This window comes from Streptomyces sp. NPDC044719 (genome assembly GCF_056433405.1).
Genome location: NZ_JBWKHE010000008.1, coordinates 539,898 through 565,688, shown reverse-complemented (window position 1 = coordinate 565,688; position 25,791 = coordinate 539,898). Strand labels below are relative to the sequence as shown.

The window sequence follows — 25,791 nt, the reverse complement described above, 5'->3', positions numbered from 1 at the left end:
CGCCCGGTTACATTCCGAACCCGGAAGCTAAGCCTTTCAGCGCCGATGGTACTGCAGGGGGGACCCTGTGGGAGAGTAGGACGCCGCCGAACAATCATTGAATGGGTTGGTCCCGTAACTTCGGTTACGGGACCAACCCTTTTTTGTTGCGCGTCACTTGAAGTTCACGTTGCGCGCTCAGCATCCAAAGCATGGGTACTGCTGCAATGCTCAGGGCCGCCGGAGTCGGACTCGGTGACGAGGTCGTCGTGCCGGCCTTCGGGAACGTCGAGGTCGCCGAGGCCGTTGCCATGGCCGGAGCGATGCCGGTGTTCGCCGACATAGATCCCGTCACCTACTGCCTCGACGCCGTCGCTGTGGAAGCGGCGGTAACTCCGCGCACCGCGGCCGTAGTTGTCGTACACCGCTTCGGGCGGCTCGCCGATCTCGCGCGGTTGCACACCTTGGGAGCGCGGCACGGACTGCTCGTGCTGGAGCAGGGAGAGTCCGAGGCGCCGTACGACGAGATAGCTCAGCGCAGGGAGCGTGCGGGCTACCTCGACGCGAAGCTGAGGGGCGTGCGGACGCCGGACGACGGTGACGGGCACACCTATCAGCAGTACGTCGTGCGGGTCCCGGGCAACGGGCGACCGGACCGGGACGCCTTCGCGCGGGCCGTGCGGGCCAAGGGAGTTGAATGCCGGGTGCCGGTGAAGACCCCAGTGCATCGGCTGCCCGAATTCCGGCGGTGTGTTTCTCTCCCGGAGACGGAGCGAGCTGCTGACGAGACGCTTGCGCTGCCGGTCGACGCGACGCTGACCAAGCGGGACATGCAGCGGATCGTCTCTGCCTGCAACGCCCTTGGAGGGCTGCTGCAGCCCGCCTTCTGACGTGGTTGGGAGCACGGGTCTGTTCGGGGTATGATCTATTCCGTTGCCGCGCGGGAAACCGCAACGCGACAGGCCCCTATAGCTCAGTCGGTAGAGCGTCTCCATGGTAAGGAGAAGGTCAGCGGTTCGATTCCGCTTGGGGGCTCCAGCAGAAAAGGCCCCACCCATACGGGTGGGGCCTTTCGCATGTCCTAGTCCTTGTGCAGGCCCGGGACGCGCATGGCCAGGATCGCCATGTCGTCCGACGGGGCGTCCGACGCGAAGCGTTCCACCGCGCGCATGATGCGGGCCGCGACCGCTCCGGCCGTCAGGCCCGTGCAGGTCGTGAGGACGTCGGCGAGACCGTCGTCGCCCAGCATGCGGGCGCCTTCGCGGCGTTCGGTGACGCCGTCCGTCACGCACAGGAGGACATCGCCCGGGTCGAGGGTGACCGTCTGCTCGTAGAGCTCCAGGTCCTCGATGACGCCGAGGAGCGGCTGGGGTTCGGCTGCCGGTTCGACCGAGCCGTCCTGGCGCAGGCGCAGCGGGAGCGGGTGGCCGGCGCAGACGACCTTCAGCTCCGCGCTGCCGTCCTCCTGGGGCCGCATCTCGCCGTAGAGGAGGGTGAGGAAGCGGCTGCGGGCGCCTTCGTCGAGGATCGCGGAGTTGAGGCGTTCCAGGACCGCCGGGCCGCTGAGGCCCTCGCGGGCCAGGAGGCGCAGGGCGTGGCGGGCCAGGCCGGTGACCGCCGCCGCGTTCGGGCCCGTACCGCAGACGTCGCCGATGGCGAAGCCGTAGGCGCCGTCGCGGATGGGGAAGACGTCGTAGAAGTCGCCGCCCACCTCGTTGCCCTCGCCGGCGGCGCGGTAGATGACCTCGACCTCGACGCCCTCGATCACGGGGAGCTCCGGGGGCAGGAGGCTGCGCTGGAGGGACTGGCTGATCGCCGTGCGCTCCGAGTAGAGGCGGGCGTTGTCCAGGGCCAGGGCGGCTCGGCGGGAGAGGTCCTCGGCGAGTTCCAGGATCTCCTGGCGGAAATGTTCGTCGGTGGGCTTGCCGAGGGTCAGCATGCCGATGACGCGGTTGCGGGCGACCAGCGGGAGGACCACGGTCTCGCCGCCGACGGCGGAGGCCGTCGCGAGGGTGGGGCCGATGCCGGGGGTGACCTGGCGGGTTGGGCTGCCGCTGAGGCCGAGGCTGCGCATGGAGCTGCGCAGGGCCGCCTGGTGCGCCACCTCGCCGGGGGCCGTCCACACGCGGGCGCCGGGGGTGGGGACCGGGTCGGGCGGGGGGACCTTCGACAGCAGGGACTTGATGCCGTCGATGAGTTCCTCGTCCTCGTGCAGGACGTAGGAGAGGTAGGGCTCGGAGGCCTGGTGGGCGATCGTGTAGACGGCACACCAGGTGGCGAGGGTGGGGACCGTCATCTGGGCCATGAGGGCGAGCGTCTGGTCGCGGTCCAGGGTCCCGGCTAGCAGGTCGGATGCCTCGACCAGGAAGTTCAGGGAGCCGCGGCGCAGGCGCTCCAGTTCACCCAGGCGGGCCGATTCGACGGCGAGGGCGATGCGGTCGGCGGCGAACTGGAGGCGCAGGGCTTCCTCGTTGGAGTATCTGCCGGAGGCCTCGGCGGCGACGCCCAGGGAGCCGGTGAGGCGGCCCTCGACCTTCAGGGGGACCGTGACGACCGAGCGCATGCCCGTGCCGTTCAGCAGCGGTACCGCGCCGGGAACCGCCGTCAGGTCGTCGTGGACGGCCGGCATGCGGGCGGACCCGTAGCGGCCGGAGCCTGCCTCGACCGGGACGCGGGCGAAGCGCTGGCGGGCGGAGGGCAGGCCCGTGGAGGCGCGAACTTCCAGTTCCGTCTCGTCGTCGGTGGCCAGCAGGAGGAACGCGGAGTCGCCGTCGAGCATGTCGCGTGCGCGTTCCACCGTGCGCTGCAGGAGGCCGTCCAGGTCGTCCGGGGCGGGGTAACCGATGAACACCTCGAAGGGGTCGGTGCTCTGGCCCTCAGATGTGGTGGAGGTGTCGGAGGCGGCGCCGCGCAGGGGAGTCTGCAGAACTGCCCGTTCGTGATCCCGTACCAGGAGGCACACGGTTGACGGCTCGCCGCCGGTGTCGCGGACCCGCAGGTGGGAGGCGTAGACCGGGGTGACGCGGCCGCTGGAGGCGCGGATGCCGTAGCTGCCCTCCCAGCGGGAGAGCTGGAGCGCCTCGGCGATGCCGGTGCTGGTGCCCGGGGTGTGCGGCCAGGCCGCGAGGTCGGTCAGAGGCTTGCCGGTGACCTGCTCGGCCGGGTAGCCGAAGAGTTCCTCGGCGTCCTCGCTCCAGGCGGTGATGTGGCCGGTGCGGTCGATCTGGACGACGGCGACGCGGACCCGGCCGTCGGCGAGGGGGAGGAGGTCGGCGGGGAGGGCCGGTCCGGCCGCTCGGGTGCCGACGGCGCGGGCGGGCAGGTCGAGTTGGAACCAGACGGTTTTGTGCGTGGGGGTGTACTCGACGCCCCAGTGGCCGGCGAGGGCCGCGCAGAGCTGGAGTCCGCGGCCGCCTTCGCGGTCGGGGCTGCCCATGTTGATGGCCGTGGCCTGGAGCGGGATCTCCCGCTCGGGGTACCGGTCGGCCACCTCGATGCGCACGCCCTCGTCACTGCGCAGGCACAGCAGCTCGGCGGAGGTGCCGGCGTGGACCACGGCGTTGGTCACCAGTTCGCTCGTGAGAACCACGGCGTCGTCGACGATGTCGGCGAAGCCCCATCCCTGGAGGGTGTCGCGAACGAAGGAGCGGGCGCTCGCGACCGAGCGCCCGACGGGCTCGAAACTGGCGGCCGCGCGCGCGGTGATCACAGAACTCCTTGACCGGTTCTCGACGTGCTGGGCTGCGTGGCCGACCGGCTCGCGCCGCTGTTGCGGCAGGCTGCCCGTCGGCCGGGGGTCCGGGGGCTGTCCCCCCGGGATCAGTCCGGTGGTCATGTGTGCGGCCGCCCCTCCGATGCCCGCTCGTCTTCGTGCCACCGCCCAGGCCGGACGGACCGGCGCGGCTGGACAGCCGGATGCAAGGTTACTTACCTTCGCGGTCCATTCGGGTGCCGGTCTGCAGTGTTTCCGTCCGGAGGGTGTGCGGACGATGTGCGAAGCTGCCGAACTGTTATGGCCTGGTTCGGCCAGGGTGAAACACTGGGCAAGCTTCTTGTGAAGGTCCGGGCAGGCTGAGTGCCCAGGGCGTACGGCGGGCAGCAGCCCTCTGGCAAGCGCCTGATATGCAGGGCAGAGAATACGCAGTAGTAACTGGTACGCCGAGCGCGGTACCCGAGCACAGCAGTGACGGTCGACCCCTGCGGGAGGGACACAGTGGAGTCTGGCGCAGCGACGCGTGGAACGAAGACGCGCGCGAAAGGCGGACAGTCCCCGAGCAACCAGGGCAAACAGTCCCCAGGTAACCAGGGCAAAGCGCGCAATGGCACCACCGAAGTGGATACGGCGGCCCTGAACCGTCTGATGGCGGCCCTGGTGTCGATGCGGGACGGCAACTTCCGCAAGCGGCTCACGGTGTCCGGCGACGGCGTGATGGCCGAGATCGCGGCCGTCTTCAACGAAGTGGCCGACCGGAATCTGCATCTGACGGGCGAGATGGCCCGGGTGCGGCGGATGGTGGGGCGTGAGGGCAAGCTCACCGAGCGGCTGGAGACCGGGGCCTGCGAGGGCTCGTGGTCGACGGCGATCGACAACTCGAACGCCCTGGTGGACGACCTGGTGCGGCCGGTTTCCGAGGTCAGCCGGGTGCTGTCCGCGGTGGCCGAGGGTGATCTGTCACCGCGTATGGAATTGCGGACACAGGCTCCGGACGGGAACGGGCATCCGCTGCGCGGTGAGTTCCTGAAGGTCGGGCGGACGGTCAACAACCTGGTCGACCAGCTGTCGACGTTCACCGACGAGGTCACGCGTGTGGCCAGTGAGGTGGGCACCGAGGGCAAGCTGGGCGGGCAGGCCCGGGTGCGCGGCATGTCGGGTTCCTGGCGGGACCTGACGGACTCCGTCAACACGATGGCGTACCGGCTGACGGCCCAGGTGAGGGACATCGCGCTGGTGACGACGGCAGTCGCCAAGGGTGATCTGTCCCGGAAGGTCACGGTCCAGGTGGCCGGCGAGATGCTGGAGCTGAAGAACACCGTCAACACGATGGTGGATCAGCTGTCGGCGTTCTCCTCCGAGGTGACCCGGGTGGCCCGTGAGGTGGGCACGGAGGGCGCGCTGGGCGGTCAGGCGCAGGTGCCCGGGGTCGCCGGTGTGTGGAAGGAACTCACCGATTCGGTGAACACCATGGCCGGGAACCTCACGGCCCAGGTGCGCGGGATCGCGGAGGTCACGACGGCGGTCGCCAACGGTGACCTGTCGCGCAAGGTGACGGTGCAGGCGCGCGGTGAGGTCGCGCAGCTCGCCGACACGATCAACCAGATGACCGAGACGCTGCGGATCTTCGCCGACGAGGTCACACGCGTGGCCAACGAGGTGGGGGCCGAGGGGCAGCTCGGCGGACAGGCGAACGTGCCGGGCGCGGCGGGGACCTGGAAGGACCTCACGGACTCCGTCAACACCGTCTTCCGGAACCTGACCACCCAGGTGCGGGACATCGCCGCCGTGACGACGGCGGTGGCCAACGGCGATCTGTCGCAGAAGGTCACCGTCGATGTGGCCGGCGAGATGCTGGAGCTGAAGAACACCGTCAACGGGATGGTGGACCAGCTGTCCGCGTTCGGTGCCGAGGTCACGCGCGTGGCCCGGGAGGTCGGTGTCGAGGGTGAGCTGGGCGGTCAGGCGCAGGTGCCGGGCGCGGCCGGTACGTGGAAGGACCTGACGGACTCCGTCAACACGGCGTTCCGGAACCTCACCGGACAGGTGAGGAACATCGCGCAGGTGACGACGGCGGTCGCGAACGGTGACCTGTCGCAGAAGGTCACGGTCGACGTCTCCGGCGAGATGCTCAAGCTGAAGAACACCGTGAACACGATGGTGGACCAGCTGTCGTCCTTCGCCGACCAGGTGACCCGGATGGCCCGGGACGTGGGTACGGAGGGCCGCCTGGGCGGTCAGGCCCAGGTGGACGGCGTGTCGGGCACGTGGAAGGAGCTCACCGACTCCGTCAACTCGATGGCCGGCAACCTCACCTCCCAGGTGCGCAACATCGCTCAGGTGACGACGGCCGTCGCTCGCGGCGATCTGTCGCAGAAGATCGACGTCGACGCGCGCGGGGAGATCCTCGAGCTGAAGAACACCATCAACACGATGGTCGACCAGCTCTCGGCCTTCGCCGACCAGGTGACCCGGGTCGCGCGTGAGGTGGGTACGGACGGCCGGCTGGGCGGGCAGGCGCAGGTGCCCGGCGTCGCGGGTGTGTGGCGCGACCTGACCGACTCGGTGAACGGCATGGCGTCCAACCTGACCGGCCAGGTGCGCAACATCGCGCAGGTGGCCACGGCGGTGGCCCGGGGTGACCTGTCCCAGAAGATCACCGTGGACGCGCGCGGGGAGATCCTGGAGCTGAAGAACACCCTGAACACGATGGTGGACCAGCTCTCGTCCTTCGCCGAGGAGGTCACGCGTGTGGCCCGTGAGGTGGGTACGGAGGGCATCCTGGGTGGTCAGGCCGAGGTGCAGGGTGTCTCCGGCACCTGGAAGGACCTCACCCAGTCCGTGAACGGCATGGCGAACAACCTGACCATCCAGGTGCGCAACATCGCCGAGGTCACGACCGCGGTCGCCCGGGGCGATCTGTCGAAGAAGATCACCGTCGACGCCAAGGGCGAGATCCTCGAGCTCGTCACGACCGTCAACACGATGGTCGACCAGCTGTCCTCCTTCGCCGAGCAGGTGACCCGGGTGGCCCGTGAGGTGGGCACGGAGGGCATCCTGGGCGGACAGGCGCACGTGCCGGGTGTCACGGGCATCTGGAAGGACCTGAGCGACAACGTCAACCTGATGGCCAAGAACCTCACCACACAGGTGCGGAACATCTCCCAGGTCTCGGCGGCCGTCGCCAACGGTGACCTGACACGGCAGGTCACCATCGAGGCGCGCGGTGAGGTCGCGCAGCTCGCCGACACCATCAACACGATGGTGAAGACGCTGAGTTCGTTCGCCGAGCAGGTCACCAAGGTGGCCCGTGAGGTGGGCACGGACGGCATCCTCGGCGGGCAGGCGCATGTGCCGGGTGTGGCCGGTACGTGGAAGGACCTCACCGAGTCCGTGAACGGCATGGCCTCCAACCTGACCGGCCAGGTGCGCAACATCGCCATGGTGACCACGGCCATCGCCAAGGGTGACCTGACGAAGAAGATCGACATCGACGCGCGCGGCGAGATCCTGGAGCTGAAGACGACCATCAACACGATGGTCGACCAGCTGTCCTCCTTCGCCGAGGAGGTCACCCGGGTCGCCCGCGAGGTGGGTACGGAAGGGCAGCTCGGCGGGCAGGCACGCGTGCGTGACGTCGACGGGACGTGGCGCGACCTGACCGAGTCCGTGAACGAGATGGCCGGGAACCTGACCCGGCAGGTGCGTGCCATCGCGCGCGTGGCGACCGCGGTGACCCGTGGTGATCTGAATCTGAAGATCGACGTGGACGCGTCCGGGGAGATCCAGGAGCTCCAGGACTACATCAACAAGATGATCGCCAACCTGCGCGACACCACGATCGCCAACAAGGAGCAGGACTGGCTCAAGGGCAACCTGGCCCGGATCTCGGCGTTGATGCAGGGCCGGCGCGACCTGGAGGACGTGGCCTCGCTGATCATGAGCGAGCTGACGCCGGTCGTCTCCGCGCAGCACGGCGCGTTCTTCCTGGCGATGCCGCTCGTCGACGGCGAGGACAAGAACGCCGCGGGCGACGACCAGTACGAGCTGCGCATGCTCGGCTCGTACGGCTACTCGATGGGGTCCATGCCGACGTCGTTCCAGCCCGGTGAGGCGCTCATCGGGACGGCCGCGACGGAAAAGCGCACGATCCTCGTGGAGAACGCGCCCAGTGGCTACCTGAGGATTTCCTCGGGGCTTGGTGAGGCCCCGCCGGCGCAGGTGATCGTGCTGCCGGTGCTGTTCGAGGGCAAGGTGCTCGGGGTCATCGAGTTGGCCTCCTTCACTCCCTTTACGCAGATCCAGAAGGATTTCCTCAACCAGATCGCCGAGATGATCGCGACGAGCGTCAACACCATCTCCGTCAACACCAAGACCGAGCTGCTGCTGGCGCAGTCGCAGGAGCTGACCGAGCAACTGCGGGAGCGGTCGGCGGAGTTGGAGCAGCGGCAGAAGGCCCTCCAGGCGTCCAACGCCGAACTGGAGGAGAAGGCCGAGCTGCTGGCCCAGCAGAACCGCGACATCGAGGTGAAGAACACCGAGATCGAGGAGGCGCGGCAGGTCCTGGAGGAGCGCGCCGAGCAGCTCGCGGTGTCGATGCGCTACAAGAGCGAGTTCCTGGCGAACATGTCGCACGAGCTGCGCACGCCGCTCAACTCGCTGCTGATCCTGGCCAAGCTGCTCGCCGACAACGCCGAGGGGAACCTCTCCCCGAAGCAGGTCGAGTTCGCCGAGACCATCCACGGGGCCGGTTCCGACCTGCTCCAGCTCATCAACGACATCCTCGACCTGTCGAAGGTCGAGGCGGGCAAGATGGACGTCTCCCCGACGCGTATCGCGCTCGTGCAACTCGTGGACTACGTGGAGGCCACGTTCCGCCCGCTGACCGCGGAGAAGGGCCTGGACCTGTCCGTGCGGGTCTCGCCGGAGCTGCCCGCCACGCTGCACACCGACGAGCAGCGGCTGCTGCAGGTGTTGCGCAACCTGCTGTCGAACGCGGTGAAGTTCACCGATTCGGGGTCGGTGGAGCTGGTCATCAGGCCGGCGCGGGACGACGTGCCGCAGCGGATCCGGGAGCAGCTGCTGGAGACCGGGTCGCTGACCGACCCGGACGCCGAGCTGATCGCGTTCTCCGTGACGGACACCGGGATCGGCATCGCCTCCAGCAAGATGAGGGTGATCTTCGAGGCGTTCAAGCAGGCCGACGGCACGACCAGCCGCAAGTACGGCGGTACGGGCCTCGGGCTGTCCATCTCGCGGGAGATCGCCCAGCTGCTCGGCGGTGAGATTTACGCGCAGAGCGAGACGGGCCGCGGCTCGACGTTCACGCTGTACCTGCCGCTGCACCCCAGTGAACTGCCGCCACAGGGCTACCAGCAGCAGCTGCCCGCCCTGGAGGCCGGTGACCTGGTGACGTCGTCGTCCGACCTGTCGGAGCTGTCCGAGGCGGAGGTCGACACGCCGGCCGAGGTGAAGTCGTACCGCGACACGCAGAACGGACCGGCCGCCCTGTTCCGGCGGCGCCGCAGGATGCCCGAGCTGCCGCGCCCCGCGCAGCCGGAGCAGTGGACGCCCGCCGAGCCGGAGGTGCTGCCCAAGCCGCAGCGCGGCATCCGGTTCGGCGGCCAGAAGGTCCTGATCGTCGATGACGACATCCGCAACGTCTTCGCCCTGACCAGCGTCCTGGAGCAGCACGGTCTGTCGGTGCTGTACGCCGAGAACGGCCGTGAGGGCATCGAGGTGCTGGAGCAGCACGACGATGTGGCGGTCGTCCTGATGGACATCATGATGCCCGAGATGGACGGGTACGCGACGACGACGGCGATCCGCAGGATGCCGCAGTTCGCCGGGCTGCCGATCATCGCGCTGACCGCGAAGGCCATGAAGGGCGACCGGGAGAAGGCGATCGAGTCGGGTGCTTCGGACTACGTCACCAAGCCGGTCGACCCCGATCATCTGCTCGCGGTGATGGATCAGTGGATGCGAGGGGAATGAGGGGAACGCTGGGTCGTTGCGCAACCATGGCGGGAAGGTTCGGTGTTCACGCGGAGTTGCCGACTCGATGTGCGCATAGTCGTGTAGAAGTACAAGATCTGGGGAACCTTCTGGTCTCCTGCTGCGTTTCCGCTACGTGCACAGTGACATCACGGTGACAGGGTGTGGCGACAGGCAGGGTGCGGCTACGATGACCGGCACAAGGACGGGCGACGTAAGGGAGTCGTCCCCTGGGGCGGCACCCACCGGTGCGTCCCCAGGTCCTGCGGACAGGGGAGGCCCCACGCCGGGGCGAGGAGGGCGGGCCATGGTGCAGAAGGCCAAGATCCTCCTGGTCGATGACCGGCCGGAGAATCTGCTGGCGCTGGAGGCGATCCTCTCTGCGCTCGATCAGACGCTGGTGCGGGCATCGTCCGGGGAGGAAGCACTCAAAGCGCTGCTCACGGACGACTTCGCGGTCATTCTGCTGGACGTCCAGATGCCGGGGATGGACGGCTTCGAGACAGCTGCGCACATCAAGCGTCGTGAGCGGACCCGGGACATCCCGATCATCTTCCTCACGGCGATCAACCACGGCCCGCACCACACCTTCCGGGGTTACGCGGCGGGCGCGGTCGACTACATCTCCAAGCCGTTCGACCCGTGGGTGCTGCGCGCGAAGGTCTCCGTCTTCGTCGAGCTGTACATGAAGAACTGCCAGCTGCGTGAGCAGGCGTCGCTGCTGCGGCTCCAGTTGGAGGGCGGCGACAAGAGCGCGGACGGCGAGGCCAAGGAGTCGGCCGGGCTGCTCGCTGAGCTCTCGGCGCGCCTCGCGGCCGTCGAGGAGCAGGCCGAGGCGCTGACCAAGCAGCTGAATGACGAGTCGACGGACGCCGCCGCGGTGGCCACGGCGGCTCATCTGGAGCGCAAGCTCACGGGGTTGCGGCGGGCGCTGGACGCGCTGGAGCCGGGCACCGGAAGCACCTCGTCGGTGTCCTCGCAGAACTGACGCGCGGGCGGGCGTGGTTGCCCGTCCATGAACGCGCGTCAGTTTCGCGCCTCTCCCAGAGCGACACGAACGGGTGAAGCCGTAGGCACACGTGTCCCCTGCCGTCTCCACCGGTAACCTCACACCCATGGCCTCACGTTCCTCCGCAGCCAAGAAGCCGCCCGCGAAGAAGGCGGCCGCTTCAGCGAAGGCTCCGGCGAAGAAGGCCGCTGCCAAAAAGGCTCCCGCGAAGAAGGCGCCCGCCAAGAAGGCCGCGGCGAAGAAGCCCGCGCCCAAACCGGCACCCAGCCCGACCGGAGGCATCTACCGGCTCGTGCGCGCCGTGTGGCTCGGCGTCGCGCACGCCGTCGGTGCCGTGTTCCGCGGCATAGGGCAGGGCGCCAAGAACCTCGACCCGGCGCATCGCAAGGACGGTGTCGCGCTGCTGCTGCTCGGCATCGCGCTGATCGTCGCCGCGGGCACCTGGGCCGATCTGAAGGGCCCCGTGGGCGATCTGGTCGAGATCCTGGTGACCGGCGCCTTCGGCCGGCTCGACCTGCTGGTGCCGATACTGCTCGCCGTCATCGCCGTGCGGTTCATCCGCCACCCGGAGCAGCCCGAGGCCAACGGACGCATCGTCATCGGTCTGTCCGCGCTCGTCATCGGCGTGCTCGGCCAGGTCCACATCGCCTGCGGCTCACCCGCGCGCGGCGCCGGCATGCAGGCCATAAGGGACGCCGGCGGGCTCATCGGCTGGGCCATGGCGACGCCCCTGTCGTACGCCATGGGCCATGTGCTCGCCGTACCGCTGCTCGTGCTGCTGACGATCTTCGGGCTGCTGGTCGTCACGGCCACTCCGGTCAACGCCATCCCACAGCGGCTGAGGCTGCTCGGGGTGCGGCTCGGGATCGTCCGCGACCCGGCCGAGGACGAGTTCGACGAGTTCGGCGAGGACGACGAGCGCTACGAGGAGCAGTGGCGGGAGGCGCTGCCCGCCCGGCCGCGCGGCAGGCGCACACCGGCGCCCGCGCAGTACGACCCCGACAGCGCCGAGCAGGAGGCCCTCTCCCGGCGCCGCGGCCGCCCCCGGCGGTCCGCCGTGCCGCAGCCGGACATGAACCGGCCCATGGACGCCGTGGACGTCGCCGCCGCGGCCGCCGCCGCGCTCGACGGTGCCGTCATGCACGGGATGCCGCCCTCGCCGATCGTCGCCGACCTCACCCAGGGTGTGACGGTCGGGGACCGCGAGGCGACCACGCCGACGCCCGTCCCGGCCGCACGCCCCGAGCAGGACAAGGCCAGGCCCAAGCAGGACAAGCTCAAGCAGGACAAGTCCGAGCAGGAGAAGCCGAAGGCGGGCGTGCGGGACCTCACCAAGGCTCCGCCCTCCGAGCCCCGCGACCTGCCGCCGCGTGCGGAGCAGTTGCAGCTCTCCGGCGACATCACGTACTCCCTGCCGTCGCTCGACCTGCTGGAGCGCGGCGGCCCGGGCAAGGCCCGCAGCGCCGCCAACGACGCTGTTGTCGAGTCGCTGACCACCGTCTTCACCGAGTTCAAGGTGGACGCGAGCGTCACCGGCTTCACCCGCGGCCCGACGGTCACGCGCTACGAGGTCGAGCTCGGCCCCGCCGTGAAGGTCGAGCGGATCACCGCGCTGACAAAGAACATCGCCTACGCCGTCGCCTCCCCGGACGTGCGGATCATCAGCCCGATCCCCGGCAAGTCCGCGGTCGGTATCGAGATCCCGAACACCGACCGGGAGATGGTCAACCTCGGCGACGTACTCCGTCTGGCGGAGTCCGCGGAGGACGACGACCCGATGCTGGTCGCCTTCGGCAAGGACGTCGAGGGCGGGTTCGTCATGCACTCACTGGCGAAGATGCCGCACATGCTGGTCGCCGGCGCCACCGGCTCCGGCAAGTCGTCCTGCATCAACTGCCTGATCACCTCGATCATGATGCGGGCGACCCCCGAGGACGTGCGGATGATCCTCGTCGACCCCAAGCGGGTCGAGCTGACGGCCTACGAGGGCATCCCGCACCTGATCACGCCGATCATCACCAACCCCAAGCGGGCCGCCGAGGCGCTGCAGTGGGTCGTACGCGAGATGGACCTGCGCTACGACGACCTGGCGGCCTACGGATACCGGCACATCGACGACTTCAACCGTGCCGTGCGCGAGGGCAAGGTCAAGCCGCCGGAGGGCAGTGAACGGGAGCTCCAGCCGTACCCGTACCTGCTGGTCATCGTCGACGAGCTGGCCGACCTGATGATGGTCGCGCCGCGGGACGTCGAGGACGCGATCGTGCGTATCACCCAGCTCGCGCGCGCGGCCGGCATCCACCTGGTGCTCGCCACGCAGCGGCCGTCGGTCGATGTCGTCACCGGTCTGATCAAGGCGAACGTGCCGTCGCGGCTCGCCTTCGCCACCTCGTCGCTGGCCGACTCGCGCGTCATCCTCGACCAGGCGGGCGCCGAGAAGCTCATCGGCAAGGGCGACGGGCTGTTCCTGCCGATGGGAGCCAGCAAGCCGACCCGTATGCAGGGCGCCTTCGTGACCGAGGAGGAGATCGCGGGCGTCGTCCAGCACTGCAAGGACCAGATGGCGCCCGTCTTCCGGGACGACGTCACCGTGGGCACCAAGCAGAAGAAGGAGATCGACGAGGACATCGGCGACGACCTCGACCTGCTGTGCCAGGCGGCCGAACTGGTCGTCTCCACCCAGTTCGGGTCGACGTCCATGCTCCAGCGCAAACTGCGCGTCGGTTTCGCCAAGGCCGGGCGGCTGATGGACCTCATGGAGTCCCGGAACATCGTCGGACCGAGCGAGGGTTCCAAGGCACGTGACGTTCTTGTGAAGCCTGATGAGCTGGATGGCGTGCTCGCGCTGATCCGGGGGGAGTCTGAAGGGTAGGGAAGCGGGACACTGTGGTCGCCTCGCGGGGCGTGTACGGCAATCGGGTGTCCGGATCGTGACTCACCCGTTAGGGATCATCGAGCAACCGTTTCCCTCCGGCGTACGTCAAGTTGAGGGAGGCGAAAAGCACCGACCCCACCATCGGAACGTCGGGCCATTCCGATGGCGTACAAAGTGACTCCGCCCGGTTGCCTCACCCTTTCCTACCCCCCCTAGACTGAACTTCCAGCACAGGCGGCTACACGCTCGAAAGGCGCCCCCGTGTCCATCGGCAACTCCCCTGAAGACGAGCGTCCGTTCGAAGACGAGCACGTCGAAGACGACCGCGAGGAAGCCCGCCCCTCCATCGGCCGTGTCCTGCAGCAGGCGCGTATCGCCGCGGGACTGACCGTCGACGACATCAGTAGCGCCACCCGGGTCCGCATGAACATCGTGCACGCCATCGAGGCGGACGACTTCACCGCCTGCGGTGGGGACGTCTACGCCCGCGGGCACATCAGGACCCTGGCCAAGGCCGTCCACCTCGACCCCGCGCCGCTGCTCGCCCAGTACGGCGACACGCACGGCGGACGTCCGGCGCCGACCCCGGCAGCTCCCCTGTTCGAGGCGGAACGTATCCGTCCGGAGCGGCGGGGGCCCAACTGGACCGCGGCCATGGTCGCCGCGATCGTCGCCGTGATCGGTTTCGTCGGCTTCACCATGTTCCAGGGCGGCGGCGACGGCGGCGAGGCCAATGTGGCCGACGGCTCCACGCCCGGCGCGTCCGTCTCCCCGACCACCAAGTCCAAGAAGCCCGCCGACCCCAAGCCCAAGCCCTCCGACAGCGCCATCGCCGCGGCGCCTCAGGACAAGGTGACGGTCCGGGTGGCCGCCGCCGACGGCCGCAGCTGGATCGCAGCCAAGGACCACAACGGCCGGATGCTCTTCGACGGCGTCCTCAAGCAGGGCGACTCCAAGACCTTCCAGGACAGCTCGAAGGTGCACCTCGTCCTCGGCGACGCCGGCGCGATCGACCTCTTCGTCAACGGCAAGAAGATCGAAGACGACTTCCAGCCGGGCTCCGTGGAACGTCTCACATATACGAAGGGCGACCCCGAGGCCGGGTAACCGTGCCGAAGGGGTGTCCGTCGTACGGGGTTGGCCGGGATCGGCCAACCCCGTCGACGTGGGGTGTCAGCGGGACGAAGTACTCTTGAGCCCATGCCTGAACGCCGTACCGTCGCACTGGTCACCCTTGGCTGCGCCCGTAACGAGGTGGACTCGGAGGAGCTCGCAGGCCGTTTGGAGGCGGACGGCTGGCACCTCGTGGAGGACGCCGAGGACGCGGACGTCGCCGTCGTGAACACCTGCGGCTTCGTGGAGGCCGCCAAGAAGGACTCCGTCGACGCCCTCCTGGAAGCCAACGACCTCAAGGGGCACGGCAGAACCCAGGCCGTGGTGGCGGTGGGCTGCATGGCCGAGCGGTACGGCAAGGAACTCGCCGAGGCCCTCCCCGAGGCCGACGGCGTGCTGGGTTTCGACGACTACACGGACATCTCGGACCGGCTCCAGACCATCCTCAACGGCGGCATCCACGCCTCGCACACCCCGCGCGACCGGCGCAAGCTGCTGCCGATCAGCCCGGCGCAGCGACAGGAGTCCGCCGCCGAGGTCGCGCTGCCCGGGCACGCCCCCGCCGACCTTCCGGAAGGCCTCGCTCCGGCCTCCGGCCCCCGCGCGCCCCTGCGCCGCCGCCTCGACGGCACCCCGGTCGCCTCCGTGAAGCTCGCCTCCGGCTGCGACCGGCGCTGCTCCTTCTGCGCCATCCCGTCCTTCCGCGGTTCCTTCATCTCCCGCCGCCCCAGCGACGTGCTGAACGAGACGCGCTGGCTGGCCGAGCAGGGCGTGAAGGAGATCATGCTGGTCTCCGAGAACAACACCTCCTACGGCAAGGACCTGGGCGACATCCGCCTGCTGGAGTCGCTGCTGCCCGAGCTCGCCGAGGTCGACGGCATCGAGCGGGTCCGGGTGAGCTACCTCCAGCCCGCGGAGATGAGGCCCGGCCTGATCGACGTCCTGACGTCGACCCCGAAGGTCGCGCCCTACTTCGACCTGTCCTTCCAGCACTCCGCACCCGGCGTGCTGCGGGCCATGCGCCGCTTCGGTGACACCGACCGCTTCCTGGAACTGCTCGACACCATCCGGAGCAAGGCGCCCGAGGCTGGTGTGCGCTCCAACTTCATCGTCGGCTTCCCCGGCGAGAGCGAGGCCGACCTCGCCGAACTGGAGCGGTTCCTCAACGGCGCGCGGCTGGACGCCATCGGCGTCTTCGGCTACTCCGACGAGGAGGGCACTGAGGCGGCGACCTACGAGAACAAGGTCGACGAGGACGTGGTCGCCGAGCGTCTGGCCCGGGTCTCGCGGCTGGCCGAGGAACTCGTCTCGCAGCGCGCCGAGGAGCGTGTCGGCCAGACCGTGCACGTGCTCGTCGAGTCCGTCGACGAGGAGGGCGTGTACGGCCGCGCCGCGCACCAGGCGCCCGAGACGGACGGCCAGGTGCTGCTCACGAGCGGCGCGGGGCTCCGCAGCGGTCGTATGGTCGAGGCGAAGGTGGTCGGTACGGAGGGTGTCGACCTGGTGGCCGAGCCCCTGCAGGGTTCGTTCGCCTCGCCTGCGTGGAGTGAGGAGGCGGGCAGATGACCGGTGTCCCGGCAGCCGCGGCGGGAGGCGCCTCCGGCGCGAGGAGGCCCGCGGCCGGACCGGCCTCGGGGAAGGCGCCCGGGTCGGCGGTCGGCCGTACGGCCGCGCGGTCGGCTGAGGGCGGGACGTCCGGTACGGGGCACGCTGCGGGTGGCAGTGGCGCTGTCGTCGGTGAGGGCTCGGACGGCGCCGGTGTCGACGCCCAGGGCGAGGAGAAGAGCGCGCGGGGCGGGAAGCTGACGGCCGCGGCCGTCAACCAGGCCAGTGTCTGGAACATCGCCAACCTCCTGACCATGCTCCGGCTGGTCCTCGTACCGGCCTTCGTGGCGCTGATGCTCGCGGACGGCGGATACGACCCGGCGTGGCGGGCCCTCGCCTGGGCGGCCTTCGCCATCGCCATGATCACGGACATCTTCGACGGTCACCTGGCGCGCACCTACAACCTGGTCACCGACTTCGGGAAGATCGCCGACCCCATCGCCGACAAGGCGATCATGGGGGCGGCGCTGATCTGTCTGTCCGCGCTCGGAGATCTGCCGTGGTGGGTGACCGGTGTCATCCTCGGGCGGGAACTCGGGATCACTCTGCTGCGTTTTGTTGTCATCCGGTACGGCGTCATCCCCGCCAGCCGCGGCGGCAAGCTCAAGACCCTCACCCAGGGCGTGGCCGTGGGCATGTATGTGCTGGCGCTGACGGGGTGGCTGGCCACCCTGAGGTGGTGGGTGATGGCTGCTGCGGTCGTTCTGACGGTGGCGACCGGGCTCGACTATGTGAAACAGGCCATTGTGCTGCGCAGGCAGGGAATCGCCGAGCGCAAGGCCGCGTTGGAGGAGAAGGAAGCGTGAGTTCCACGGCCACTGACGTGGCGCGACTACTCACGGTGAAGGGCAGGATGTTCGCCGTCGCGGAGTCGCTGACCGGTGGTCGCGTCGCGACGGCGGAGGTCATATCGGCCTCCAGAGCCCCACAGGCACCGTGGACGGGCCCTTCGCAGTCGATTCCGGTTCTGCCGGCGGCGGAAAAGTGGAGGCTCTGCGGTTGAACGGCGACCGCGAGGAAATTCGTAGAGAGAGTGTACGGAGCGTACTCGCAGTGCTCCCGAAGGGGCTTGCGGGCGAACAGACTGGGAATGAGCGGGCACAGGATACGGAACGGAACGGGGGGTTTTGATGTTTGCAGCCCTGAGTGAACACGACATCGCTCCCCGCACGGCCGCGGCGCAAGGCGGTACGGTGGGGCGTAATGGATGCGGCTACGCGGTCCGAGGAGGGAGCCACCGATGATTCTGCTCCGTCGCCTGCTGGGTGACGTGCTGCGTCGGCAGCGCCAGCGCCAGGGCCGTACTCTGCGCGAAGTCTCCTCGTCCGCCCGAGTCTCACTCGGCTATCTTTCCGAGGTGGAGCGGGGGCAGAAGGAGGCTTCCTCCGAGCTGCTCTCCGCCATCTGCGACGCGCTGGACGTACGGATGTCCGAGCTCATGCGGGAAGTGAGCGACGAGCTCGCCCTCGCCGAGCTGGCCCAGTCTGCTGCGGCCACCCCCAGCGAGCCTGTACCCACGCCGGTTCGCCCGATGCTGGGTTCCGTATCGGTGACCGGTGTGCCACCGGAACGGGTGACGATCAAGGCGCCCGCCGAGGCGGTGGACGTCGTCGCCGCGTGAGCTTTTTCGCGTACGCGGCATGAGGCGAACGGCGCCGACCAGGCGCCGATAGGTGCTGAGGCCCCGGCCGGGCCTCTCCGGGAGATCCGGAGAGGTGCGCCCGGGGTTTTCGCTTGCGTGCGTGCGGTCCGCGTTGAATGCCCGATTTGTGTGCGTTTGCCGGTGGGGCGTACGGCGGTCATCGTTGAGGGGATGGCGGGGGCAGTCCACGGAGGTGCGGATGTACGTCGTGAAGAGCCCGTTGTCCGACGCGAGCTTGAAGACCGTGTCGGAGGCGCTGCAAGGTGCGCTGGTCGACCTGGTGGATCTCGCCCTCGTGGCGAAGCAGATTCACTGGAACGTGGTGGGACCGCGCTTCCGTTCCGTCCATCTCCAGCTCGACGAGGTCGTCGACACCGCGCGGAAGTATTCCGACACCGTGGCGGAGCGCGCCGCGGCGCTCGGTATCCCGCCCGACGGGCGGGCCGCGACGGTGGCCGTCGGCAGTGGAATCGGCGTGACCCCTGAGGGGTGGGTCGATGACACGACCGCCGTGGGGACGCTCGTCGAGGCGCTGGGCGCGGTGATCGCGCGGATGCGGGAGCGGGTCGAGGCGACCGGCGAGCCGGACCCGGTGAGCCAGGACATCTTCATCGGGATCACGGCGGACCTGGAGAAGCATCACTGGATGTTCCAGGCCGAGAACGGGTGACGGAACCGGGTGACGGGCCGGCCGGGCGGGATGCCGCCCGGCTTCGAGTGGTGCGCGGAGTGGTGCGCGGTGCGCCTGTGTGCCGTTGGTGCGCCCTCCCGACGGCTCCGAGCGGCCGAATAGCGTCGGGCTGGAGGTGGCGGCCGTGGCGGGGATAGGGCGCTGGGGGGTCCGGGGCTGGGGGGTCCGAGGGGCCGTGCTCGGGCTGGGGGCGCTGTGGTGGTGGGCTGTTCTCCGGCTGGCGGTCGTGCCCGGGGCCGGGGCGCTGGAGGCGGCGGTCGCGGCCGGGGGGTGGGGGCTGAGCGTGTTGCCGGTGCACTGTGTGCCGAAGGGGCGGGCGAGCGGGGTGGTCGGTTCGGGGCGGTGGCGGAGGGTCTGGGGGGTGCGGGGTGATCGGGGGACAGCCACGGGTGAGTGTGGGACGGGCGCGGGTGAAGGCGGGGCTGGTGCGGGCGGGCGCGGGGCTGGTGCTACCACGGCATCGCCACGCCCCCGTTCGGGCGGAGGATCTGGCCCGTGGTGAAGACCGAGGCGTCGGATGCCAGGTGCAGGACCGCCTGCGCGATGTCCTCGGGCTCGCCCACCCGGCCCAGGGGTGACATGCGGGCCATGACGGACTCCGTGTGCGACTGGGCCTCGCTGTCGTGGCGGTCGGTCATCGGCGTCCGGATCCAGCCGGGAGCGACCGCGTTGACGCGGATGCCGTGCCGGCCGACCTCCGTCGCGAGGGTCTTCGTCAGCTGGACCACCGCCGCCTTTGCCGCGCCGTAGCAGAGCAGGCCGGGTCCTCCGGTGTCGACGGCGCCCGAGGCCATGGTGACGATGCTGCCCCGGGTGCCGGTGGCGATCATCAGACGGGCCGCCTCCTGGCAGGCGAACAGCACGCCCTTGAAATTCACGTCGAGCACCCGGTCGAGGTCCTCGTCCCGGGTCTCCAGCACGGGGCTGCTGTGCATGATGCCGGCGATCGCGGCCAGGACGTCCAGGCGGTCGCAGGAGGTGATCGCCTGCCTCATCCGGGAGCGGTCGGTGACGTCGAGGGCGTGCGGGTGGGCGTTGCCGCCGGTGTCCTTGATCAGGGTCGCCGTCTCGTGCAGGCCCTCGGTGTCGCGGTCCGCGCAGTGCACGGTCGCGCCCGCCTCGGCGAGCAGCAGGGCCGAGGCGCGGCCGATACCGCTCGCGGCCCCGGTGACGAACGCGGTGCGGCCGCTGAGGTCGTACGCCGTGACGGGCATGTAGGGACCGTACGAGCGGATCTGACGGATCGTCAATTGTCTGGGGCGGGCCGGATGCGTCCGGCCGGGGCCGGGGCGGGGCCCGGCTGGCAGGTGGGGCACCAGTAGGTCGGGCGTTCACGTGATCCGTCGCCCTGGTCGGCGACGCGGACGGAGGTACCGCAGCGCAGGCAGGGGCGGGGAGCCCGGCCGTAGACGAAGAGGTCCTGGCCGCGGCGGCCCGTCGTACTGCGGACCGGGCGGTCGCGGTTGGTCTCCAGCAGCTTCCTGGCGAGCGCGGGCAGCTTCGCGGCGCGTTCGGCGGGCAGATCGCCCACGGGGAGCCAGGGCGTGACGCCGAGCAGGAAGCAGAGCTCGCTCTTGTAGACATTGCCGATGCCGGCGAGGTTGCGCTGGTCGAGCAGGGCCTCGCCGAGGGGGCGGGCGGGGTCATGGAGGACATGGGCGAGGGCCCGCTCGGGGTCCCAGTCCGGGCCGAGGAGGTCCGGGCCGAGGTGGCCCACCGCGCGGTGCTCGTCGGTGGTGCGCAGGAGTTCCAGGACGGGGAGGCGGTAGCCGACGGCTGTGCTGTCGGCGTTCGCGAGGATCGCGCGGATCTGGTGGCCGGGGCCGCCGGTCCACCGCCGGCCGTTCGGGTAGACCTTCCAGGAGCCGTCCATCCGCAAATGGGAGTGCAGCGTCAGACCGCCTTCCACGCGGGTCAGGAGGTGCTTGCCGCGCGGGGTGACGTCGAGGACCGTACGGCCCGTGAGGTCGGCCGTGGCGAACCGGGGCACCCGCAGGTCGCTGCGGGTCAGCACCTTGCCCGCGAGGGCACTGTGCAGCCGCTTCGCGGTCTGCCAGACCGTGTCACCTTCGGGCATGGGTCAAGGGTGGCACGGGGCGTTCGCGGGTGCGCCGGGAGTGGTGGGGTCAGGCGCGGAGGCGGAGTCCGCGGGGTGTGGCGATGAAGCCCGCTCCTTCCAGGAGGGTGCCGATGGGTGAGGTCAGGGCCTGCGTGCCGTTGACCCGCTCCACCGTGACCGTGCCGAGGGAGCCCGCCCGGGCGGCTGCGGCGAGTGCCTCCGCCGCGGTGCGCAGGCGGGGGTCGTCGGTGGGGGCGCCGTCCGGGTCGGCGGCCCAGGCCAGCAGGGTCTTCCCGCCGCGCTCCATGTAGAGCGTCAGCTCGCCCTCGACGAGCACCACCAGGGAGCCCGCCTTGCGGCCCGGCTTGTGCCCGGCGCCGCTCGGGGGCTCAGGCCAGGCCAGGGCCGCGCCGTACGCGTTCGCCGGATCGGCGGCGGCTAGGACGACGGCCCGGGAGGCCGGGTCCGGGCGCGTACGGCGGCCCGGGAATCCGGCGTCGTAGGCCGCGCGTCCGCCGTTCTGCCAGGGCGGGGCGGCCTGCGGGGGGTAGTCGCGAGGCGAGACGTAGTCGCCTGGGGACGGCTGGGGTGCCGGAGCCTCGTAGGCGGGGCCGAAGTCGGGGAAGCCGTCGGGGCCCGGGTCGTCGGTGTGGTCGTTGGAGCGAGGCGGGTCGTCCGGCTCGGCGAAATCATGGGCCGGGAACGGGTCGAGGCCGGGGCCCGGCGGAGGGCCGGGCAGGTCCTCGCCGCGGTCGCGGGCGTTGGACACCGCGCGCAGGCGGTCCACGGCGCCGTCCATCGCGAACTGAGCCGCGCCGAGGCCCTCCACCACATAGCCGCGGCGGGCCTGGCCGCTCTCCTCGAAGACGGACAGGACGCGGTACGTCGCCGAGAACCCGCCCTCGACGCCCTCCGCCGAGACCGCGCCCCTGGTCACCACGCCGTGGCGGTCGAGGAGGGTGCGGGCGAGGGCGTGGGCGCGCACCGTGGGATCCGGCTCGTGGGACGGGAGCAGGGACCAGCGGCCGGCGACGGTCGGCGGACCGGAGCGGGACGCGGCGGGGCGGGCCGCGGCCGTCAGGGAGCCGTACCGGCCGCGCGGGACCGCGCGCTTGGCGCGGTGAGCCGTGGACCCGGCGGTACGGCCCGAGCCGAGCAGGGAGCGCATCGGGGTGAGCGTGTCGTTCGTCAGGCGGCCGGACCAGGCCAGGTCCCAGAGCACGTCGGCCAGCTGGGGGTCGGTGGCGTCGGGGTGGGTGGTGGCGCGGACCTGGTCGGCGATCTGGCGGAAGAACAGGCCGTAGCCGCCGGAGAGGGTGTCCAGGACGGACTGGTGGAGGGCGGTCAGCTCCAAGGGGTGCGGGGGCGGCAGGAGCAGGGGAGCCGCGTCCGCCAGGTAGAGGGAGACCCAGCCGTCCTTGCCGGGGAGCGAACCGGCCCCGGCCCAGACCACCTCGCCCGCGGCGGTGAGCTCGTCCAGCATTCCCGGGGTGTAGTTCACGACCCGGGACGGCAGGACGAGCTTCTCCAGGGCGGAGGCCGGCACGGATGCGCCCTGCACCTGCTCGATGGCGCGCACCAGCCCGTCGATGCCGCGCAGCGAGTGCCCCTTGCCGATGTGCTGCCACTGGGGGAGGAACTGGGCGAGCGCGGCGGGTGCCACCGGCTCCAGCTCGTGCCGCAGGGCGGCCAGGGAGCGGCGGCGCAGTCGGCGCAGTACGGCCGTGTCGCACCACTCCTGGCCGATTCCGGCGGGGTGGAACTCGCCCTGGACGATCCGGCCCGCCGCGCTCAGCCGCTGGAGGGCGCCCTCGGTGACGGCCACGCCCAGGCCGAATCGGGCCGCCGCCGTGGCCGAGGTGAACGGGCCGTGGGTGCGGGCGTAGCGCGCGAGGAGGTCGCCGAGCGGGTCCTTGACGGGCTCGGTGAACGCTTCCGGGACACCGACCGGCAGGGCCGTGCCCAGGGCATCGCGCAGCCGGCCCGCGTCCTCGATCGCCGCCCAGTGGTCTCCGCCCGCGATCCGGACTCGGATGGCACGGCGGGCACCGGCCAGCTCCTGAGCCCACTGGGGTTCCGCGCCCCGCTCGGCCAGCTCCGCGTCCGTGAGCGGGCCGAGGAGGCGGAGGAGGTCCGCGACGCCTTCGGCGTCCTTGACGCGGCGGTCCTCGGTGAGCCACTGCAGCTCGCGCTCCAGCTCGGTCAGCACCTCCGCGTCGAGCAGCTCGCGCAGCTCCGCCTGGCCCAGCAGCTCGGCCAGCAGCCGGGAGTCCAGCGACAGGGCGGCGGCGCGGCGCTCGGCGAGCGGGGAGTCGCCCTCGTACAGGAACTGGGCGACGTAGCCGAAGAGGAGGGAACGCGCGAAGGGAGACGGTTCGGCAGTGGTGACCTCGACGAGACGCACCTTGCGGGCCTCCAGGTCGCCCATCAGCTCGACGAGGCCGGGGACGTCGAAGACGTCCTGGAGGCACTCGCGGACCGCCTCCAGGACGATCGGGAACGAGCCGAACTCGCTCGCCACCTGCAAGAGCTGGGAGGCGCGCTGCCGTTGCTGCCACAGAGGCGTGCGCTTGCCCGGGTTGCGGCGCGGCAGCAGCAGCGCGCGGGCGGCGCACTCGCGGAAGCGGGACGCGAACAGGGCCGAGCTGCCCACCTGGTCGGTGACGACCTGGTCGACCTCGCCCTTGTCGAAGACGACGTCGGCGGCGCCCACGGGGGCCTGATCGGCGTCATACTCCCGGCCCATCTTGACCGGCTCCTGGTCCAGCAGGTCCAGGCCCATCAGATCGGCGTCCGGCAGGCGCAGCACGATGCCGTCGTCGGCGTGCATGACCTGCGCGTCCATGCCGTACCGCTCGGAGAGCTTGGCGCCGAGCGCGAGCGCCCACGGGGCGTGCACCTGGGCGCCGAAGGGGGAGTGCACCACCACCCGCCAGTCGCCGAGCTCGTCGCGGAAGCGCTCCACGACGATCGTCCGGTCGTCCGGGACATGGCCGCAGGCCTCGCGCTGCTCCTCCAGATACGAGAGCACGTTGTCCGCCGCCCAGGCGTCCAGGCCCGCGGCGAGCAGGCGGAGGCGGGCGTCGTCCTTGGGGAGCGAACCGACCTCGCGCAGGAACGTGCCCAGCGCCCGGCCCAGTTCGAGCGGGCGGCCGAGCTGGTCGCCCTTCCAGAAGGGCAGCCGGCCCGGTACGCCCGGGGCGGGGGAGACCAGGACGCGGTCGCGGGTGATGTCCTCGATGCGCCAGGAACTCGTGCCGAGCGTGAAGACGTCGCCGACGCGGGACTCGTAGACCATCTCCTCGTCGAGCTCGCCGACCCGGCCGCCGCCCTTCTTGGGATCGGCGCCCGCGAGGAAGACACCGAAGAGACCGCGGTCGGGGATCGTGCCGCCGGAGGTGACGGCGAGGCGCTGGGCGCCGGGGCGGCCGGTGATCTCGCCGGTGACGCGGTCCCACACCACGCGCGGGCGAAGCTCGGCGAAGGCGTCGGACGGATAGCGGCCGGCGAGCATGTCGAGCACCGCCGTGAAGGCGGACTCGGGCAGTGAGGCGAAGGGGGCGGCTCGGCGGACGGCTGCCAGCAGGTCGTCGAACTGCCAGGTGTCCAGAGCCGTCATGGCGACGACCTGCTGGGCCAGGACGTCCAGGGGGTTGGCGGGGACCCTGAGGGACTCGATGGCGCCGGTGCGCATGCGCTCGGTGACCACCGCCGCCTGGACCAGGTCGCCTCGGTACTTGGGGAAGACGACACCGGTGGAGACCGCGCCCACCTGGTGGCCCGCGCGGCCCACGCGCTGGAGGCCGGAGGCGACCGAGGGCGGGGACTCGACCTGGACGACCAGGTCCACGGCGCCCATGTCGATGCCCAGCTCCAGGCTGGAGGTGGCGACCACCGCGGGCAGCCGGCCCGCCTTGAGGTCCTCCTCGACCAGGGCGCGCTGTTCCTTGGAGACCGAGCCGTGGTGGGCCCGGGCGATGACCTGGGGTGCGCCCTGGGCGGCTCCCGAGCCGCCCATCAGCTCGGCGGGGGAGTGGTGCTCGTCGAGAGGCTCGCCGGTGGCCCGCTCGTACGCGATCTCGTTCAGGCGGTTGCACAGGCGCTCCGCGAGGCGGCGGGAGTTCGCGAAGACGATCGTGGAGCGGTGGGACTGGACGAGGTCGGCGATCCGCTCCTCGACGTGCGGCCAGATCGAGGGGCGCTCGGCGCCCTCCGAGCCGTCGGACACGGGGGAGCCGCCCAGCTCGCCCAGGTCCTCGACCGGGACGACCACGGACAGGTCGAACTCCTTGCCCGACTCCGGCTGGACGATCTCCACCTTGCGCCGGGGCGAGAGGAAACGGGCCACCTCGTCGACCGGACGGACCGTCGCGGAGAGGCCGATGCGACGGGCCGGCTTCGGCAGGAGGTCGTCCAGCCGCTCCAGGGAGAGCGCCAGGTGGGCGCCGCGCTTGGTGCCGGCGACCGCGTGCACCTCGTCGAGGATCACCGTTTCGATACCGGTCAGCGCGTCGCGCGTGGCGGAGGTCAGCATCAGGAACAGCGACTCGGGGGTCGTGATCAGGATGTCCGGCGGGCGGGTGGCCAGGGAACGGCGCTCGGCGGCCGGGGTGTCGCCCGAGCGGATGCCCACCTTGACCTCGGGCTCGGGCAGGCCCATCCGCACGGATTCCTGGCGGATGCCGGTCAGGGGGCTGCGGAGGTTGCGCTCGACGTCCACGGCCAGGGCCTTCAGCGGCGAGACGTACAGGACCCGGCAGCGCTTCTTGGGGTCGGCCGGGGGAGGCGTCGAGGCGAGCTGGTCCAGGGCGGCCAGAAAGGCGGCCAGGGTCTTGCCGGAGCCGGTGGGGGCGACGACCAGCACGTCCGAGCCCTCGTGGATGGCCTGCCACGCGCCGGCCTGGGCGGTGGTGGGCGCGGGAAAGGCACCCGTGAACCAGGCGCGGGTCGCGGGTGAGAAGCCGTCCAGGGCTCGGTGCGCATTGCTGGGCATGCGTCCATCGTGCACCTCGGCACTGACAACGGAGCCTGGTGGCGGTCTGGCCAGGGCGTCTTCGCAGGCGTCGCGGGTGCCGGAGACGGGTGACCGGGGAGTCAGCGGCGGGACAGCGG

Annotated in this window: 14 protein-coding genes, 1 tRNA gene, 1 rRNA gene and 1 pseudogene; 13 read left to right on the top strand and 4 right to left on the bottom strand. The window is 70.6% G+C overall.

The window, feature by feature from the left end:
• The 3 genes from rrf to AC07DF_RS31980 all read left to right on the top strand — a co-directional run.
• A 5S ribosomal RNA gene (gene rrf, locus AC07DF_RS31990) occupies positions 1 to 92 on the top strand; the annotation flags it as partial.
• A gap of 114 nt (positions 93 to 206) precedes the next feature.
• Positions 207 to 869, top strand: a complete 663-nt coding sequence (locus AC07DF_RS31985) for a DegT/DnrJ/EryC1/StrS family aminotransferase (RefSeq protein WP_382498704.1) — start codon at positions 207 to 209, stop codon at positions 867 to 869.
• Between the two features lie 72 nt (positions 870 to 941).
• Positions 942 to 1,017: transfer RNA gene (locus AC07DF_RS31980), tRNA-Thr, on the top strand.
• Between the two features lie 43 nt (positions 1,018 to 1,060).
• On the opposite strand, the gene AC07DF_RS31975 is transcribed toward AC07DF_RS31980, so the two are convergent.
• The gene (locus tag AC07DF_RS31975; protein ID WP_478979229.1) at positions 1,061 to 3,814 is read right to left on the bottom strand and encodes a SpoIIE family protein phosphatase; all 2,754 of its coding nucleotides are present in this window, start codon (positions 3,812 to 3,814) and stop codon (positions 1,061 to 1,063) included.
• Between the two features lie 378 nt (positions 3,815 to 4,192).
• Between AC07DF_RS31975 and AC07DF_RS31970 the strand changes: the two genes are divergently transcribed.
• From AC07DF_RS31970 to AC07DF_RS31925, 10 genes and pseudogenes are all read left to right on the top strand, one after another.
• Complete coding sequence (locus AC07DF_RS31970; protein ID WP_478979226.1) at positions 4,193 to 9,685, top strand: HAMP domain-containing protein; 5,493 nt, start codon at positions 4,193 to 4,195, stop codon at positions 9,683 to 9,685.
• A 307-nt stretch (positions 9,686 to 9,992) separates the two neighbouring features.
• On the top strand, positions 9,993 to 10,673 hold the full coding sequence (locus tag AC07DF_RS31965; protein WP_478979223.1) for a response regulator: 681 nt from the start codon (positions 9,993 to 9,995) through the stop codon (positions 10,671 to 10,673).
• A gap of 127 nt (positions 10,674 to 10,800) precedes the next feature.
• Positions 10,801 to 13,566 carry a DNA translocase FtsK gene (locus AC07DF_RS31960; RefSeq protein ID WP_478979220.1) on the top strand — a complete coding sequence of 922 codons (2,766 nt, stop codon included), beginning with the start codon at positions 10,801 to 10,803 and terminating at the stop codon, positions 13,564 to 13,566.
• A 264-nt stretch (positions 13,567 to 13,830) separates the two neighbouring features.
• Complete coding sequence (locus tag AC07DF_RS31955; RefSeq protein WP_478979217.1) at positions 13,831 to 14,676, top strand: helix-turn-helix domain-containing protein; 846 nt, start codon at positions 13,831 to 13,833, stop codon at positions 14,674 to 14,676.
• Positions 14,677 to 14,769: 93 nt separating this feature from the next.
• Positions 14,770 to 16,248 carry a 30S ribosomal protein S12 methylthiotransferase RimO gene (gene rimO, locus AC07DF_RS31950; RefSeq protein ID WP_478979214.1) on the top strand — a complete coding sequence of 493 codons (1,479 nt, stop codon included), beginning with the start codon at positions 14,770 to 14,772 and terminating at the stop codon, positions 16,246 to 16,248.
• Positions 16,245 to 17,093, top strand: a complete 849-nt coding sequence (gene pgsA, locus AC07DF_RS31945) for a CDP-diacylglycerol--glycerol-3-phosphate 3-phosphatidyltransferase (RefSeq protein ID WP_478979211.1) — start codon at positions 16,245 to 16,247, stop codon at positions 17,091 to 17,093. Before rimO ends, pgsA begins: the two co-directional genes overlap by 4 nt.
• Before the next feature lie 130 nt (positions 17,094 to 17,223).
• Positions 17,224 to 17,418: pseudogene (locus tag AC07DF_RS31940) on the top strand (damage-inducible protein CinA); the annotation flags it as partial.
• A 109-nt stretch (positions 17,419 to 17,527) separates the two neighbouring features.
• Positions 17,528 to 17,908: a helix-turn-helix domain-containing protein gene (locus AC07DF_RS31935; RefSeq protein WP_003993396.1), complete on the top strand. Its 381-nt coding sequence runs from the start codon at positions 17,528 to 17,530 to the stop codon at positions 17,906 to 17,908.
• Between the two features lie 220 nt (positions 17,909 to 18,128).
• Positions 18,129 to 18,599, top strand: coding sequence for a Dps family protein (locus tag AC07DF_RS31930; RefSeq protein WP_478979208.1), 471 nt, complete (start codon positions 18,129 to 18,131; stop codon positions 18,597 to 18,599).
• Between the two features lie 145 nt (positions 18,600 to 18,744).
• Positions 18,745 to 19,122 (top strand): hypothetical protein, encoded by a 378-nt coding sequence (locus AC07DF_RS31925; RefSeq protein ID WP_478979205.1) that lies wholly within the window; start codon positions 18,745 to 18,747, stop codon positions 19,120 to 19,122.
• On the opposite strand, the gene AC07DF_RS31920 is transcribed toward AC07DF_RS31925, so the two are convergent.
• The 3 genes from AC07DF_RS31920 to AC07DF_RS31910 are packed head-to-tail and all read right to left on the bottom strand — an operon-like array spanning position 19,070 to position 25,672.
• Positions 19,070 to 19,834 (bottom strand): SDR family NAD(P)-dependent oxidoreductase, encoded by a 765-nt coding sequence (locus tag AC07DF_RS31920; RefSeq protein WP_478979202.1) that lies wholly within the window; start codon positions 19,832 to 19,834, stop codon positions 19,070 to 19,072. The genes AC07DF_RS31925 and AC07DF_RS31920 overlap by 53 nt on opposite strands.
• A 32-nt stretch (positions 19,835 to 19,866) precedes the next feature.
• The gene (locus tag AC07DF_RS31915; RefSeq protein WP_478979199.1) at positions 19,867 to 20,697 is read right to left on the bottom strand and encodes an Fpg/Nei family DNA glycosylase; all 831 of its coding nucleotides are present in this window, start codon (positions 20,695 to 20,697) and stop codon (positions 19,867 to 19,869) included.
• A gap of 49 nt (positions 20,698 to 20,746) precedes the next feature.
• A complete protein-coding gene (locus tag AC07DF_RS31910; RefSeq protein ID WP_478979196.1) occupies positions 20,747 to 25,672 on the bottom strand; it encodes an ATP-dependent helicase in 4,926 nt (1,641 codons plus the stop codon).
• Between the last annotated feature and the right edge of the window lie 119 nt (positions 25,673 to 25,791).

Bases quoted from the DNA above. Each gene is read 5' to 3' on its own strand.
- AC07DF_RS31985 (WP_382498704.1), top strand. From the start codon at position 207: ATGCTCAGGGCCGCCGGAGTCGGACTCGGTGACGAGGTCGTCGTGCCG.
- AC07DF_RS31975 (WP_478979229.1), bottom strand. From the start codon at position 3,814: ATGACCACCGGACTGATCCCGGGGGGACAGCCCCCGGACCCCCGGCCG.
- AC07DF_RS31965 (WP_478979223.1), top strand. From the start codon at position 9,993: ATGGTGCAGAAGGCCAAGATCCTCCTGGTCGATGACCGGCCGGAGAAT.
- AC07DF_RS31960 (WP_478979220.1), top strand. From the start codon at position 10,801: ATGGCCTCACGTTCCTCCGCAGCCAAGAAGCCGCCCGCGAAGAAGGCG.
- rimO (WP_478979214.1), top strand. From the start codon at position 14,770: ATGCCTGAACGCCGTACCGTCGCACTGGTCACCCTTGGCTGCGCCCGT.
- pgsA (WP_478979211.1), top strand. From the start codon at position 16,245: ATGACCGGTGTCCCGGCAGCCGCGGCGGGAGGCGCCTCCGGCGCGAGG.
- AC07DF_RS31935 (WP_003993396.1), top strand. From the start codon at position 17,528: ATGATTCTGCTCCGTCGCCTGCTGGGTGACGTGCTGCGTCGGCAGCGC.
- AC07DF_RS31930 (WP_478979208.1), top strand. From the start codon at position 18,129: ATGTACGTCGTGAAGAGCCCGTTGTCCGACGCGAGCTTGAAGACCGTG.
- AC07DF_RS31920 (WP_478979202.1), bottom strand. From the start codon at position 19,834: ATGCCCGTCACGGCGTACGACCTCAGCGGCCGCACCGCGTTCGTCACC.
- AC07DF_RS31915 (WP_478979199.1), bottom strand. From the start codon at position 20,697: ATGCCCGAAGGTGACACGGTCTGGCAGACCGCGAAGCGGCTGCACAGT.
- AC07DF_RS31910 (WP_478979196.1), bottom strand. From the start codon at position 25,672: ATGCCCAGCAATGCGCACCGAGCCCTGGACGGCTTCTCACCCGCGACC.